The sequence below is a fragment of the Streptomyces tricolor genome (assembly GCF_002155905.1).
Taxonomy (GTDB): Bacteria; Actinomycetota; Actinomycetes; order Streptomycetales; family Streptomycetaceae; genus Streptomyces; species Streptomyces tricolor.
In genome coordinates this window covers 1-14,595 of record NZ_MUMF01000024.1, presented here as the reverse complement: position 1 = coordinate 14,595, position 14,595 = coordinate 1, and the positions used below count along the sequence as shown (strand labels likewise).

Below are 14,595 nucleotides of genomic sequence, written 5' to 3'. Positions count from 1 at the left end.
TGCCGGGGCCCTCGTCCAGGACCTCCAGCTCCAGCGACTCCGGCTGCGGCCCGCGCCGCGCCTTCACGGTCACCCGGCCGTGCGGCGGGCTGTGCTTGACGGCGTTGTCGATCAGGTTCGCGACGACCTGGTGGATCCGCTCGGGGTCCGCGTGCGCGGTCAGCTCCGGCGGGGAGACGTCGAGGTGGAGATGGACGTCGGTGCGGGTGTGGCTGCCGGAACCGGAGGCGATGCCCGCGCGCGCGGAGGCGACCATGTTGGCCTCCTTCAGCACGCCCGAGAGGTACGGCCACACCTCGAACCGGCGCAGCTTCAGCGGGACGACGCCGTTGTCGAGCCGGGACAGGTCCAGCAGGGTCTCCACCAGGCGGCCGAGCCGCTCGGTCTGCTTCAGGGCCGTCCGCATGGTCTCCGGGTCGGCCTCGGTGACCCCGTCGACGATGTTCTCCAGCACCGCGCGCAGCCCGGCGATCGGGGTGCGCAGCTCGTGCGAGACGTTCGCGACCAGCTCCTTGCGCTGGTTGTCCTGGGCCTCCAGCTCGTCGGCCATGACGTTGATCGTCTGGGCCAGGTCGCCGAGTTCGTCCCGGCGGTTCTCGCGCACCCGGCGGGTGTAGTCGCCCTGCGAGATCGACCGGGCCACCGTGTTCATCTCGTCCAGCGGCATGGTGAGCGAGTGCGCCACGAACTGCGTGATCAGCAGCGTGGCGATCATCGAGAAGACCGTGATGAAGCGCAGCTCCGTCTTGGTGTGCACCGCGACGATCGACAGACCGGTGGTGATCAGCACCGAGATGACGACCAGCGCGCCCAGCTTGGTCTTGATCGAGAACGGGCGTACGCCGCCCCAGGGGTCCTCGCCGAGGGTCCCGGGGCTCCTCCGTGCGGCCTGGCGCCCGTCGCCGCTCACGGGGCCGGTGTCTCCAGCGCGTAGCCCACGCCGTGCACGGTACGGATCCGCTCGGCGCCGATCTTCCGCCGCAGCGCCTTGATGTGGCTGTCGACCGTGCGGGTGCCGGAGGCGTCCGCCCAGTCCCACACCTCGGCCAGCAGCTGCTCCCGGGAGAGCACCGCGCGCGGGGTGTTCGCCAGGCACACCAGCAGGTCGAACTCGGTGGGCGTCAGGTGGACGTCCTCGGACTTCACCCGCACCCGGCGCTGCGCGTGGTCGATCTCCAGCTCGCCGAGGCGCAGGATGCCGGAGCGGGGCGTGGCGGCGGCCAGCGCGGCCCGCTCCACGCGCCGCAGCAGCACGTGCACGCGTGCCGCCAGCTCGCGCATCGAGAACGGCTTGGTCATGTAGTCGTCGGCGCCGACGCCGAGCCCGACCAGCATGTCCGTCTCGTCGTCCCGCGCGGTGAGCATCAGCACCGGCACCGGCCGCTGCGCCTGCACTCGCCGGCACACTTCCAGCCCGTCGAAGCCGGGCAGCATGATGTCGAGGATCAGCAGGTCGGGCTGCCATGCCTCGGCCGTGTCGACGGCGGCCGGACCGTCGGCCGCCGTTTGCACCAGAAATCCCTCGGCGCGGAGCCGGGCCGCGATGGCGTCGACGATCGTGGGATCGTCCTCGACGACCAGGACCCGGCGCTGTGCGCCCGGGGTGGTCGTCGCCGCGCCGCTCTGGGAGGTGTGTGTCTGCTCCATCGCCCGCCCCTGTTGTTGCTTTCCGGAATCCGTGGGGTGATCCCATGTCTGCGTTTGACGCTTGAATGATCCGCGTCAGGGCAGCACATTACGGGGACTCACCGCGCTGTCGCTATCCAGGTCGGACGGCGAGGTGGACGGCGTCCGGAACGCCCCGGGCAACGGGGACCTCTTCGGTACGCACCTGCTGGAACCCGGCATTCCGCAAGCTTCCTTCAAATTCCGGAGAGGGTTCGGCCGACCACACCGCGAGCACCCCGCCGGGCCTCAACACCCGTACGCAGGCGGCGAGTCCGGCGGGCGTGTAGAGGCTGTCGTTGTCCTGTGTGACGGTCCAGCCGGGCCCGTTGTCGATGTCGAGGCACAGTGCGTCGAACGTGTCCGATGTCTCATTGACGTACGCCACGAGATCCGCTTCCACGATCCTCGTGCGCGGGTCGGCGAGCGCCCCGGCGGACAGCTCGGCCAGCGGCCCGTCCCGGTGCCAGTCGATGACGGCGGGCTCCCGCTCCACCACGGTGATCCGCCCCCACCCGGGATCGGCGGCGGCGTGTGCGAGCGAGAACCCCACGCCCAGCCCGCCGATCAGCACCTCCGGCGCGGGCCGCCCGTCCAGCGCGGCGCGGGCCGCGTCGACCAGCAGCCGCTCCGAGCGGCCGTCGGAGGTGTCCATCAGGAAGCAGCCGTTGGCGATGATCTGCAGCAGCGCACCGTGTCTGCGCAGGACCACCTCGCCGTACGGGCCGTCGCGCCGGTCCAGGACCACGGGAGTGTCGTACACGGCAGTCATGACCACCATCCTGCTGGAACAGGGCCCGGCATTCACGGGAATTGTGCAGGACACCCACGGACGTGTGGTGCCGGCCGCCCCGGGGCGCTCTCGCGTGGCGCCGGTCATGGACAGCGGCGCGCCCGGGCGTGAAGGGTGGGGTGCGACGGAAGGAGCGCCGCGCCGTGGAACGGAGCACGACGGGCCCCGCGCCGGAGGCCTCATCCGCACCGGGCGGGCCCCTCCCGGACGGCCCGAACGCCGTCCCGTCCCGCCTGCTCGACGGCGTGCCCCGCCAGCGCGGATCCGCGGCACCCGCCCCCGCACCGGACGGTGCGCCCCCGTCCGCACCGGCCCTGCGCGCGTGGCGCCTGCTGCCCACCCCCACGGGAACGCCGTTCACCTTCGCCTACACCGCGATCCTGGCCCTGACCTCCCTGTTCGCCTCCCTGGCCGATCCCGGCCTGGTGCACGCGCTGCACCAGGGCTCCAGCACGGACGTCGCCCACCTGGTGCGCACGCCCGCGCTGGTGCTGACGGCGAGCGCGCTGTGGGTCGCGGGCGGGATCGTCTCGCCGTACGCGGTCGTATGCGTGCTGGTGCTCACCGCGCTGGAGCGGCGGACCGGCGGGGTGCGGGCCGCCTGCGTCTTCCTGGCCGGCCATGTCCTGGCCACTCTCGCCACCGAGGTCCCGGTGGGCCTCGCGGTCCTCCTCGGCCGCCTGCCCGGCAGCTCGCTGCACCGCCTCGACTACGGCATCAGCTTCGGCGTGGCCTGTGGCACCGGCGCCCTGGCGGGCCTGCTCCGCCCCTGGCTGGGCCGGTCCGTCCTCGCCGTGGTCGCGGGCGTGCTGCTGAGCGGCCTGCCGGGCTCCACGGATCCGTTGACGGACTGGGGCCACCTCATCGCCCTGGCGATCGGTGTGGCCGCCTGGCCCTGGGTCCGAGGCGGCGGCTCACCCCCTTGCTCGCACATGATCGCTCAGAGCGAACACTTCTCCGGGAACAACAGGCGCCGCTAGAACATTGAGTCGGCATAGCTCAAGTTGACTGCCTAAGGGGAGATCATGGCTGCTGAGTCACCGGCGTTCACGCTGACCCTGCCCGTGCTGCCGCTCGACGACGAGGTCGTGCTGCCGGGGATGGTGGTTCCGCTGGACCTGAGCGACGCCGAGGTGCGGGCCGCGGTGGAGGCCGCGCAGGCCGCCGCCCGCTCGGAACCCGGAAAGCCCAAGGTGCTGCTGGTGCCGCGGGTCGACGGCACGTACGCCAAGACCGGCGTCCTCGGCACGGTGGAGCAGGTCGGCCGGCTCGCCGACGGTGACCCGGGGGCCCTGATCCGCGGCCGGAGCCGGGTCCGCATCGGGGCCGGCACCACCGGCCCGGGCGCCGCGCTCTGGGTCGAGGGCGCCCGCGTCGAGGAGAGCGTCCCGGATCCGCTGCCGGGCCAGGTCGCGGAGCTGGTCAAGGAGTACAAGGCGCTCGCCACCACCTGGCTGAAGAAGCGCGGCGCCTGGCAGGTCGTGGACCGCGTCCAGGCCATCGACGACGTCTCGGCACTGGCCGACAACTCCGGCTACTCGCCGTTCCTGACCACCGAGCAGAAGGTCGAGCTGCTGGAGACCGCCGACCCGGTGGCCCGGCTCAAGCTCGCCACGCAGCAGCTGCGCGACCACCTCGCCGAGCAGGACGTCGCCGAGACCATCGCCAAGGACGTCCAGGAGGGCGTCGACAAGCAGCAGCGCGAGTTCCTGCTGCGCCGTCAGCTGGAGGCGGTCCGCAAGGAGTTGCGCGAGCTGAACGGCGAGAAGGAGGGCGAGGAGTCCGACGACTACCGCGCCCGGGTGGAGGCCGCCGACCTGCCGGAGAAGGTCCGCGAGGCCGCCCTGAAGGAGGTCGACAAGCTGGAGCGCGCCTCCGACCAGTCGCCCGAGGGCTCCTGGATCCGCACCTGGCTGGACACCGTCCTGGAGATGCCGTGGAACGAGCGGACCGAGGACGCGTACGACATCCAGGGCGCCAAGGCGGTGCTGGACGCCGAGCACGCCGGCCTGGAGGACGTGAAGGAGCGCATCACCGAGTACCTGGCCGTGCGCAAGCGGCGCACCGACCGGGGCCTGGGCGTCATCGGCGGGCGGCGCGGCGGCGCCGTGCTCGCGCTCGTCGGCCCGCCCGGTGTCGGCAAGACCTCTCTGGGCGAGTCGGTGGCCCACGCCATGGGCCGCAAGTTCGTCCGCGTCGCCCTCGGCGGCGTCCGCGACGAGGCCGAGATCCGCGGCCACCGCCGTACGTACGTCGGTGCGCTGCCCGGACGGATCGTGCGGGCGATCAAGGAGGCCGGGTCGATGAACCCGGTGGTCCTGCTGGACGAGATCGACAAGGTGGGCTCCGACTTCCGGGGCGACCCGGCCGCGGCCCTCCTCGAAGTGCTCGACCCGGCGCAGAACCACACCTTCCGGGACCACTACCTGGAGGTCGAGCTGGACCTGTCCGACGTGGTCTTCCTCGCCACCGCCAACGTCCTGGAGGCCATCCCGGAGGCGCTCGCCGACCGGATGGAGATCGTCCGGCTGGACGGCTACACCGAGGACGAGAAGATCGTCATCGCCCGCGACCACCTGGTCCCGCGCCAGCTGGAGCGGGCCGGCCTGAGCGGGGACGAGGTCACGCTGGAGGAGAGCGCGCTGCGCAAGCTCGCCGGCGAGTACACGCGCGAGGCGGGGGTGCGGACCCTGGAGCGGTCCATCGCCCGGCTGCTCCGGAAGATCGCCGCCCAGCACGAACTGGGCGAGCGGGAGCTGCCGTTCACCGTCACCGACGGCGACCTGCGCGCCCTGATCGGCCGGCCGCACCACGTGCCCGAGTCCGCCCAGGACCCGGCCGAGCGCCGTACGGCCGTGCCCGGCGTGGCGACCGGTCTCGCGGTCACCGGCGCCGGCGGCGACGTGCTCTTCGTGGAGGCGTCGCTGGCCGACCCCGAGACGGGCGCGGCGGGGCTGACCCTGACCGGCCAGCTGGGCGACGTGATGAAGGAGTCGGCGCAGATCGCGCTGAGCTTCCTGCGCAGCCACGGCGCCGAACTGGAGCTGCCGGTGGCCGACCTGAAGGACCGGGGTGTGCACATCCACTTCCCGGCGGGCGCGGTGCCGAAGGACGGCCCGAGCGCGGGCATCACGATGACCACGGCGCTCGCGTCGCTGCTCTCCGGCCGCCTGGTCCGCACGGACGTCGCCATGACCGGCGAGGTCTCGCTGACCGGCCGGGTGCTGCCGATCGGCGGGGTGAAGCAGAAGCTGCTCGCCGCCCACCGCGCCGGGGTGACCACGGTGATCATCCCCAAGCGCAACGAGCCCGACCTGGACGACGTCCCGGCCGAGGTGCTGGACAAGCTGGACGTCCACGCCGTGACCGACGTCCGCCAGGTCCTGGAACTGGCGCTCGCGCCCGCCACGAGCGGCGCGGAGCCGGAGGTTCCGGTCGCGGCGTGACGGACGCGTCCGGACAGGGCGAGGCCCGGGTTCCATGAGGGAGGCCCGGGCCTCCGCCCTGCGCCCGGAACGGGATCACTCGGTAGAATTCAGACGTGAGTTGGCCTCCCGAGAGCGCCTCCGGACTGATCGGCGCGGAAATCGCGGGCTACCGGGTGGAACGCGAACTCGGCCGCGGCGGCATGGCCGTCGTCTACTGCGCCAAGGACCTGCGCCTCGGCCGCACGGTCGCCCTGAAACTGCTGGCCCCCCAGTACACCCGCAACGAGGCCTTCCGCAGCCGCTTCATCCAGGAGTCCCGGGTGGCCGCCGCCATCGACCACCCCAACATCGTGCCGGTCTTCGAGGCGGGCGAGGTCGACGGGGTGCTGTACATCGCCATGTGCTTCGTCTCCGGCCTCGACCTGCGCGCCCTCATCGACCGCGAGGGCCCGCTCCCGGTGCCGGCCGCGCTGCGCATCGCCACCCAGCTCGCCTCCGCGCTCGACGCCGCCCACGCCCGCGACCTGGTGCACCGGGACGTCAAGCCCGGCAACGTGCTGATCGCCAAGGGCGTCGACAGCGACCACCCCGAGCACGTGTACCTCACCGACTTCGGACTGGCGAAGAAGTCCCTGTCGCTCACCGGGTTCACCACGCCGGGCGAGTTCATCGGCACGCTGGACTACGTGGCGCCCGAGCGGATCGCCGGGCGCCCGGTGGACGGCCGGTCCGACCAGTACAGCCTGGCCTGCGTGGTGCACGAGACCCTCGCGGGTGCCCCGCCCTTCCGGCGGGAGGACCACCTGGAGCTGCTCTGGGCCCACCAGTGCGACCCGCCGCCCGCGCTGAGCGAGGAACGGCCGGACATCCCGGGCGGCGCGGACGAGGTCCTGCACCGGGCCCTGGCGAAGATCCCCGATGACCGCTACGACACCTGCCTGGAGTTCGTGGCGGCCCTGCGCGGCGCCGTCGGCGAGGCCGGCCCGCAGGGTCTCGCGCCGGCCCCGGCGGACCCGCGGACGGGCGCCGACGGCACGGACCCGGACGCGGGCGCCGGCCCGGGCGCGGAGCCGGGCTCCGACCGGGCCGAGGTGCCCGAGCCGCCGGCCTGGGCCGGTCCGGTGCTCCGGACGGGCCGCTAGCGGGGGTCTTCCCCGCCGTCAAGTCCCGGACCTTCGGAACGTGACCCGGCCGGGGCCGCTCCCGCCTACTGGGTGTGCGGGCCGCACCGGAGACACCGGAGACCGACCAGGGCCCCGCGGAACGGCAGGAGGCGACGGTGAAGCTCATGATCAGGAACCGCGGGGAACGCCGCTCGAAGCGGGGCAGGCGGCATGTTCCTCCTGCTGGTGGTACTACGAGCACCGCGCGTACGCGTGCACGTGGTTCTCCTGGGACTCCTCCCGACCGCGAGGTGCCCTGCGCGCGCTCCCGCCCCGCCGCTCCCCGCGGCGGGGCGGGAGCGCGTCACAGCGCGGTCAGCGACTGCTCCGCCCACACCGTCTTGCCCACCCGGTCGTGCCGGGTGCCCCAGCGCTCGGCGAGCTGGGCGACCAGCAGCAGGCCCCGGCCGCCCTCGTCGAAGATCCGCGCCCGGCGCATGTGCGGGGTGGTGCCGCTGGAGTCGTAGACCTCGCTGATCAGGGTGTTGCCGCGGTGGATCAGCCGGAGCCGGATGGGCGGGCGGCCGTACCGGATGGCGTTGGTGACCAGCTCGCTGACCATCAGCTCGGTGGTGAACGCGGCCTCGTCCAGCCCCCAGACGGTCAGCTGCTCGGTGGCGTACCGGCGGGCCAGGGAGACCACCGTGGGCTTGTCGTCCAGCTGCCAGGAGGCGACCAGGTCCTCGTGCAGCGCCCGGGTACGGGCCACCAGCAGGGCGATGTCGTCGTCGGGGCGGTGACTGAGCAGCTCGGCGAGGACCCGGTCGCACACCGACTCCAGTGACTTCGCGGGGCGGCCGAGCGCGGCGAACATCTTGTCCAGCGCCTCGTCGATGTCGTGGTCGCGGGCCTCCAGCAGCCCGTCGGTGTAGAGCACGAGCAGGCTGCCCTCGGGCAGTTCCGTCTCGAACGCCTCGAAGGGCAGCCCGCCGAGCCCGAGCGGCGGCCCCGCGGGCACGTCGAGGAACCGCACCGTACCGTCCGGGGTCACCGCGGCGGGCGGCGGATGCCCGGCCCGGGCCATCGTGCACCGGCGCGTGACCGGGTCGTACACCGTGTACAGGCAGGTGGTGCCGATGCCGCCGGCGGAGTCGGCGTCCGGGTCCGCGCTGCTCTCGTCGGCGGCCAGCCGCAGCACCAGATCGTCCAGGTGGGTGAGCAGCTCGTCGGCCGGCAGATCGACGTCGGCCAGGGTACGGACCGCCATCCGCAGCCGGCCCATGGTGGCGGAGGCGCGGATGCCGTGGCCCACCACGTCGCCCACGACCAACCCCACCCGCGCCCCGGACAGCGGGATCACGTCGAACCAGTCGCCGCCCACGCCGGCCCGGGTCGCGGCCGGCAGATACCGGGTGGCGATCTCCAGCGCCTCCTGGTCGGGCAGCGTGTGCGGCAGCAGGCTGCGCTGCAGGGCCATGGTGGTGGTGCGGGACCGCGAGTAGCCGCGCGCCTGCTCGATGCCGGCCGCCGCCTTGGCGCTGAACTCCTCGGCGAGCCGCAGCTCCTCCGGCCCGAACGGCCCCCGCTGCGGGTGCCGGCCGAACAAGGCCACGCCGAGCGTGCCGCCCGCGGCGAGCAGCGGCACCGCCAGCAGCGTGCGGGCCCCGGACGCGCGCAGCCAGGCGGCGCCCGGGTCCAGCGCCGCCCACTCGGCGACCGCCGGGTCCGCCGTGTCGAACAGCTGGGGGCCGGCCATGGCCAGGCAGCGGGCGGGCGGCGAGTCGGCCGGGCAGACGACCGCTTCGCCGACCCCGGTGCCGCGGCCGGGCCCGTCGCCGTCCGGGACCGCGCGCAGGGCGGCCCGGCGCAGTACGACCCGGTCCGGCAGGTGGGTGCGGGCCTCCGTGCCGGTCAGCGGGGAGTCCAGCAGGTCGACGGCCATGACGTCGGCCAGCCGGGGGACCGTGACCTCGCCGAGTTCCTGAGCGGCGCGGGACTGGTCCGCCGCCGTGCCGGCCGGCGCTTCGGCCACGTCCGGGGGACGCGGCCGGCCGGCGGGCTCCGGGGACGGCTGCTCCACGGACAGACAGACCGCCCGGACCCGGCCGTCGGCGTCCTTCAGCGGAGTGACGGTGGTCCCGCCGAGGTCCGGGCCGAGCCGCGCGGGTGCCCGCTGGGGCCGGCCGGACTCCAGCGCCAGCCGCATCGCCCGGTCCGCCTCCGCGCTCGCGGCCCCCGGCACGATGTGGGCGAGGCCCAGCCCGCGCATCGCCGCCTCGGGCAGGGCGAGCGCGCGCTCCAGCCGGCGGTTGGCGCGCACCAGGCGCAGCTCCGCGTCGAAGATCGCGAGCGGAAAGGGGGACTGGAGGAAGGTCCACTCCTCCAGCGGTTCGCCCCGGGGCGGCTGGGGCCGCGGGGCGACGGCGCTCACCACGAGCCATTCGGTGCCCCCGGTACCCGAGGTCCGGCGGTGGGCGAGCACGTCCAGTTCCACGAGCCGGCCGTCCTGGTGGCGCAGTGGGACGGTGCCGTTCCAGCGGGTGCGGCCGGACAGGGCGCGGCGGACCGCCGCGCCGTCGGCGGCGAGCAGCGCGGTGGCGGACCGGCCGACCACGGCCGGGGAGTCGTAGCCGAGCAGCCGCCGCGCGCCCTCGCTCCAGCCGGTCAGAATGCCCTGCTCATCGATGGTGGCCGTGGCCGTGTACGTCGACTGTCGCTCCATCGCCGCTCATCTCGCCCTTGCTCGGCAGGCTCTCCTGACCAGCATGATCCGGGGTGGCGCGGAGCACCAACGCAGCGCGGCGGACACGGTGGCCCCGGCCGGCCGGGGCCACCGCGCGGGACGCGGGACGTCCGGCGTCAGCCGAGCGCCAGGGCCTGCACCCGGTCCAGCGCCCCGTTGAACTTGTCGTGGTCGCCGACGGTCGGGCCGGAGGAGGTGTACTGCCACATCGTGTAGAACGACCACCCGGCCGGCAGCGTCCCCGGGGTGGAGGCGTAGCGGGCGATCCACAGCGGGTTGTTCGTCGCGAAGCCGCCGTAGTTGCCGGTGCACTGGGTCCACCAGGTGGTGGCCGTGTAGATCACCGGGTACCGGCTGGTGCGCGCCTTGTAGGTGTTGATGAAGTCGGCGATCCAGCTGACCATCTGGCTCGCGGTCTTGCCGTAGCAGGCGGCGCCGTACGGGTTCCACTCGATGTCGAGGGCGCCGGGCAGGGTCTTGCCGTCCCGGGACCAGCCGCCGCCGTGGTCCACGAAGTAGTTGGCCTGGGTGGCGCCGCTGGTGGTGTCCGGGGTGGCGAAGTGGTAGGCGCCGCGGATCATGCCCACGTTGTAGGAGCCGTTGTACTGCTGGGCGAAGTACGGGTTCGTGTAGTACGTGCCTTCCGTGGCCTTCGTGTACGCCCAGCGCACCCCGCTGTTCCACAGGGTCGACCAGGCGACGTTGCCCTGGTGCCCGGAGACGTCGACGCCCTCCGTCTGGGTGACGTCACCGGTGCTGGGCGAGCCGTCCTGGCCGTCGTGGGCGAGGACACCCATGCCCATGTGGGCGGAGCCGCGGCTGGGCGTGCTCGCGGCCTGGGCCGAGGTGAGCGGCAGGGTGAGGGAGAGCGCCGCGAGCAGGGCCGTGAGCAGGACGGCGAGGGGGCGCGGGCGGAAGGGGCCGGGTCTGAGCACGGGCATGACGTGCCTCCGGGGAGTGAAGTGGGGGAGAGCGGTGTGGGGTGAGCTGTGTGGGGGGCTCGTGGCGCTGACCGCCGGCCCACTGGCGTGGGCATGCCATTAATGACGTGGTAAAGAAGCTACGCACGTAGATGACGGCGTGGGAAGAGGGTCCGGACGACGCCGTTGGTCTACGCCTGCGAAATACTGACAGAGCTGCGGCAATGACGACTTTTGACAGAAACTTTCAGGACCGCGAAACCGATCAGGGGTGCTGACGTGCACGAGGACGGAAACGACGGCGCGCACGGCGTCGTCGGCCAGATGACGCCCAGTGGTGCAGACCAGGAATTCCTGGCGCTGGAGCGGGAATTGACCGTGCTGCTCCGGCGTGCCCGGGCCAACCAGGGCGAGATGGCCCGGGAGGTCCACCCCGACCTGGAGTCCTCCGCGTACGGCCTGCTCATCCGGCTGGACGAACTCGGCGGGCAGCGGGCCACGGAACTCGCCGCCTACATCGGCGTCGGCAAGGCCACCATGTCCCGCCAGCTGCGCGCCCTGGAGGACCTCGGCCTGATCGCCCGCGAACCCGACCCCGCCGACGGCCGCGCCTGGCTCGTCACCCTCACCGAGGAGGGCCGCCGCCGCGTCGGCACGGTCCGCGAGGCCCGCCGCGCCCGCTACGTCCGCCAGCTCGCCCACTGGGACCGCCGCGAGGTCGCCGAACTGGCCCGGCTGCTGCACGAGCTGAACGGCGTCATGGCGAAGTGACCCCCGCCGGCCCGCCACCGCCCGGCGCGGCCCCTCACGGCTCCACGTACACCACCGTCGCGTCGTCGTGCGTCTTGCTCCGCCCCAGGAAGGCCCGCTCCTCCCGGTCCGCCGCCTCCAGCTCCCGTACCCGCTCCACCAGCGACCGGGCGCCCTCCTTCGCGACCAGGTCGAACAGGGCCGTCCAGTCGCCCGCCCGGAACATCTCCGTCCAGCGGGTCGCGCCGTCCGTCAGCGCGGCCAGCGCCCGGACCTGGTGCCGGGGCAGGACGCCGGTCACCGCCCGGGCGGCCACGGCGGGATCGGCGGCGGCCGTGAAAAAGCCGCCCTCCTTGTTGCGCAGGTGCGCGTCGACCAGGGCCTCGGTGGCGAGCGCGGCGCGGGGCAGCCGGGCCAGCCGGTCGTCCAGTACCGGGGTGACCGTGCCGTCGGGTCCCCGCAGCAGCAGCGCCGCATCGGAGAGCACCAGGTACTCGACCTCGGCGGCGGACCAGCGGGCCAGGGCGACGGTTGCCTGGGGGGTTCGCGAGTGAGAAAGGTCACAGGTGTCCGCGTGGGCGTCGGCCGTGCGCCGGATCGCCCGCGCGAGAATCTCCGGGAGCGTCAGATCTCGGCCGGAAACGGTCAGTTCGGTCAGCGCACCGCCCAGGCGCGCGGTGAACCAGGGGACCGAATGCAGACAGCCCGTCCCCCCGCGGGGCGGTGTCACTCCGTCCAGGACGATCACGCAACCGCCCTGTCCGGAGGCGGGTAGTCCGACACCGGCGAAGTCCTCGTTGGGGCGGGTGGCGGCGCCGGGTTCCGAAACGAGATCAGTGCGCATCCGGCCAGTCTGCACGAGCCCTTCACACGCCCCGCCAAAAGGCGGCAACCACTCGGTGAATTCCCCCGACCCCGCAGGTCAGGCGTCTGGATTGGGCGGGAATGAGCCACTCCGGGAAGACGTGGTGGCGAATATTGCCAAAGCCTGCCGCGTGCGTCCAACCGGCACGGCGCGGAGGAGCCCGGCACGCGCCAGGGGAACTTGCCCGCCAACTCCCCTCCGATGTTCACTCCTTCGGGTGGCGGGTCAGGTGATGCGCGACCACTGCCCACCGGCGCTGGGAGGGTCGGGAACCGTACGAACCGGGTGTACGCACCACTTGGCACCGAGATGACGGGGTGCCACCCGGGCCCCTGGGTAGACGAGTTCAGGAATGCGAGCACCGGTGCAGAAGAAGCGGCCTCGGCGCACAGGCAGGCAGACGGCCCCCGAGGGGACCGTCCCCCAGACCCCCGTGGGCACCGGCCGCCCCACTCATGTGCGCACCCGGCTGATCGTCGCCGTCGCCGTGGTGGCCGCCGCCGTGGCCGGAGCCGGCGCGCCCGCGCTGCTCACCGCCTCCCAGGACGTCAGCGACTCCCAGGAGCTGGTGACGCTCGCCGCCCGCACCCAGGACGCGCTCACGCTCGCCCACTCCCTGGCCGACGAACGCGACGAGGTCACCTCCTACATCGCGGCCGGCCGCCCCAAGTCCAAGGCACCCGCCGAGGACCGCAGCGCCCGCGTGGACCGGCAGGTCGAGGAGCTGCGCGCCGACACCGACGCCCCGGCGGACCTGCGCACCGCCCTCGACGGCATCGAGCCGATCCGCCGGGCCGCCCTCACCGGCAAGACCACCGCCCTCCAGACGCACCAGGCGTACTCGGCGACGATCACCGCACTGCACCGGCTCGCCGAGCAGCTGGCCGAACAGCTGCCCCCGCGGGCCGGCTCCGGCGCCTACGCCCTCGCCGAACTGGACTCCGCCGTCCAGCAGTCCGCCGCCGCCCGCGGCCTGCTGCTGGCCGCGCTGAACATCCCGTCCCGCACCCAGACGGTGATCGACCCCGCCACCGGCCTGCCCAGCACGTCCGCCACCAGCAGCGAGGCGGACCGCAAACAGCGCGACGCGCTCACCGCCGCCGCCCAGCAGGCCCGGCTGCGCGCCGACGCGGCCCTCGCCGACTTCCACGAGACCGCGCCCAAGGCCGCCGTCACCTCCTACGACTCCACGGTCACCGGCCCCGAGGTCAACTCGGCCGACAAGTACCTGGCCGCGCTCACCGACCAGCCCACCCTGGCCGACAGCGAGCTGACCACCAGCACCAAGAAGCTGGACGCGGCCCTGTCCGCCCGCGTCGACCTGATGCGCGGCGCCGAGTCCGCGCTGTACGACCGCCGTACCAAGGACCTCGAAAAGCTCCGGGACGACGACGTCACCGCGCTGGAGATCCGCGTCGCCGTCCTCGGCGCGCTGCTGCTGGTCGCGATCGGCATCGCCACCGCCATGGCCCGCACCCTGACCCGCCCGCTGTCGGTGCTGCGCCGCGGCTCGGCCCGCCTCGCCGGGTCCGAGGACCCCACGACCCAGGAACCGATCGCGTTCACGGGCCGCAACGACGAGTTCGCCCAGGTGGTCCGCTCGGTCAACGCCCTGCACGCGCACGCGGTGGCCCTGCACGAGCGGGTCGCCACCCTGGAGGCCGACCGCAAGCACCTGGTGGGCCAGCGCCAGAAGATGGCCGACGCCCGCGAGGAACTCCGCGCCGAGCTCGCCGACTCCGCCGCCCAGCTGGAGCGGCTGCGCACCAGCATCGGCTCCACCTTCGTCAACCTCGCGCTGCGCACCCTCGGCCTGGTCGAGCGACAGCTGGCGGTCATCGAGGGCCTGGAGGAGCGCGAGCAGGACCCCGACCGCCTGTCCACCCTCTTCAAGCTCGACCACTTCGCCACGGTGATGCGCCGGCACAGCGAGAACCTGCTGGTCCTCGCCGGCACCGAGCACGTCCAGCAGCACCCCGGCCCGGTGCCGCTGGTCGACGTGGTCCGGGCGGCGGTCAGCGAGATCGAGCGCTACGAGCGGGTCCGCATCGCGGCCCTGCCCCCGCACGCGCACGTGGCCGGCTTCGCCGCCGACGACCTCTCCCACCTGCTGGCCGAACTCATGGAGAACGCCACCTCGTTCTCCCCGCCGGACCTCCCGGTGGAGGTCTCCGGCTGGCTCCTGGAGTCGGGCGAGGTCATGCTGTCCGTCCAGGACGAGGGCATCGGCGTGACGGAGGACCGCCTCGCCCGCCTCAACGCCCGCCTCACCGACTTCGACCCCGAGTCCCTCTACGACCAGGAGGGCGACGACGGCCTCGGCCTCGG

11 protein-coding genes are annotated in these 14,595 nt (G+C 73.4%); 5 read left to right on the top strand and 6 right to left on the bottom strand.

What is annotated here, in order from left to right:
- The 3 genes from CCN44_RS02095 to CCN44_RS02085 form a co-directional block, all read right to left on the bottom strand.
- On the bottom strand, positions 1-910 hold a 910-nt coding region (locus CCN44_RS02095; protein WP_086696698.1), incomplete at its 3' end, for a sensor histidine kinase.
- Positions 907-1,647 carry a response regulator transcription factor gene (locus CCN44_RS02090; protein WP_059252567.1) on the bottom strand — a complete coding sequence of 247 codons (741 nt, stop codon included), beginning with the start codon at positions 1,645-1,647 and terminating at the stop codon, positions 907-909. The genes CCN44_RS02090 and CCN44_RS02095, both read right to left, overlap by 4 nt.
- A 112-nt stretch (positions 1,648-1,759) precedes the next feature.
- A complete protein-coding gene (locus tag CCN44_RS02085) occupies positions 1,760-2,437 on the bottom strand; it encodes a spermine/spermidine synthase domain-containing protein (RefSeq protein ID WP_059252568.1) in 678 nt (225 codons plus the stop codon).
- Positions 2,438-2,601: 164 nt separating this feature from the next.
- Between CCN44_RS02085 and CCN44_RS02080 the strand changes: the two genes are divergently transcribed.
- From CCN44_RS02080 to CCN44_RS02070, 3 genes are all read left to right on the top strand, one after another.
- Positions 2,602-3,438, top strand: coding sequence for a rhomboid-like protein (locus CCN44_RS02080; protein ID WP_237482399.1), 837 nt, complete (start codon positions 2,602-2,604; stop codon positions 3,436-3,438).
- A 45-nt stretch (positions 3,439-3,483) separates the two neighbouring features.
- The gene (lon, locus tag CCN44_RS02075; protein ID WP_059252569.1) at positions 3,484-5,904 is read left to right on the top strand and encodes an endopeptidase La; all 2,421 of its coding nucleotides are present in this window, start codon (positions 3,484-3,486) and stop codon (positions 5,902-5,904) included.
- Between the two features lie 95 nt (positions 5,905-5,999).
- Complete coding sequence (locus tag CCN44_RS02070) at positions 6,000-7,028, top strand: serine/threonine-protein kinase (RefSeq protein WP_059252570.1); 1,029 nt, start codon at positions 6,000-6,002, stop codon at positions 7,026-7,028.
- 325 nt (positions 7,029-7,353) lie between these two features.
- Here the strand turns inward: CCN44_RS02070 and CCN44_RS02065 are convergent, their stop codons facing one another.
- Positions 7,354-9,711 carry a SpoIIE family protein phosphatase gene (locus CCN44_RS02065; RefSeq protein ID WP_086696697.1) on the bottom strand — a complete coding sequence of 786 codons (2,358 nt, stop codon included), beginning with the start codon at positions 9,709-9,711 and terminating at the stop codon, positions 7,354-7,356.
- A 137-nt stretch (positions 9,712-9,848) separates the two neighbouring features.
- Complete coding sequence (locus tag CCN44_RS02060) at positions 9,849-10,673, bottom strand: lysozyme (RefSeq protein ID WP_059252572.1); 825 nt, start codon at positions 10,671-10,673, stop codon at positions 9,849-9,851.
- 258 nt (positions 10,674-10,931) lie between these two features.
- Here CCN44_RS02060 and CCN44_RS02055 point away from each other — a divergent pair, with 258 nt between their 5' ends.
- Positions 10,932-11,423 carry a MarR family winged helix-turn-helix transcriptional regulator gene (locus CCN44_RS02055; protein ID WP_414820477.1) on the top strand — a complete coding sequence of 164 codons (492 nt, stop codon included), beginning with the start codon at positions 10,932-10,934 and terminating at the stop codon, positions 11,421-11,423.
- A gap of 34 nt (positions 11,424-11,457) precedes the next feature.
- Here CCN44_RS02055 and CCN44_RS02050 read toward each other — a convergent pair whose 3' ends face one another.
- Positions 11,458-12,246: a protein phosphatase 2C domain-containing protein gene (locus CCN44_RS02050; protein ID WP_079081147.1), complete on the bottom strand. Its 789-nt coding sequence runs from the start codon at positions 12,244-12,246 to the stop codon at positions 11,458-11,460.
- Between the two features lie 373 nt (positions 12,247-12,619).
- Here CCN44_RS02050 and CCN44_RS02045 point away from each other — a divergent pair.
- Positions 12,620-14,595: sensor histidine kinase (locus CCN44_RS02045; RefSeq protein ID WP_276329117.1), on the top strand; the 1,976-nt coding region annotated here is incomplete at its 3' end.

Bases quoted from the DNA above. Each gene is read 5' to 3' on its own strand.
- CCN44_RS02090 (WP_059252567.1), bottom strand. From the start codon at position 1,647: ATGGAGCAGACACACACCTCCCAGAGCGGCGCGGCGACGACCACCCCG.
- CCN44_RS02085 (WP_059252568.1), bottom strand. From the start codon at position 2,437: ATGACTGCCGTGTACGACACTCCCGTGGTCCTGGACCGGCGCGACGGC.
- lon (WP_059252569.1), top strand. From the start codon at position 3,484: ATGGCTGCTGAGTCACCGGCGTTCACGCTGACCCTGCCCGTGCTGCCG.
- CCN44_RS02065 (WP_086696697.1), bottom strand. From the start codon at position 9,711: ATGGAGCGACAGTCGACGTACACGGCCACGGCCACCATCGATGAGCAG.
- CCN44_RS02060 (WP_059252572.1), bottom strand. From the start codon at position 10,673: ATGCCCGTGCTCAGACCCGGCCCCTTCCGCCCGCGCCCCCTCGCCGTC.
- CCN44_RS02050 (WP_079081147.1), bottom strand. From the start codon at position 12,246: ATGCGCACTGATCTCGTTTCGGAACCCGGCGCCGCCACCCGCCCCAAC.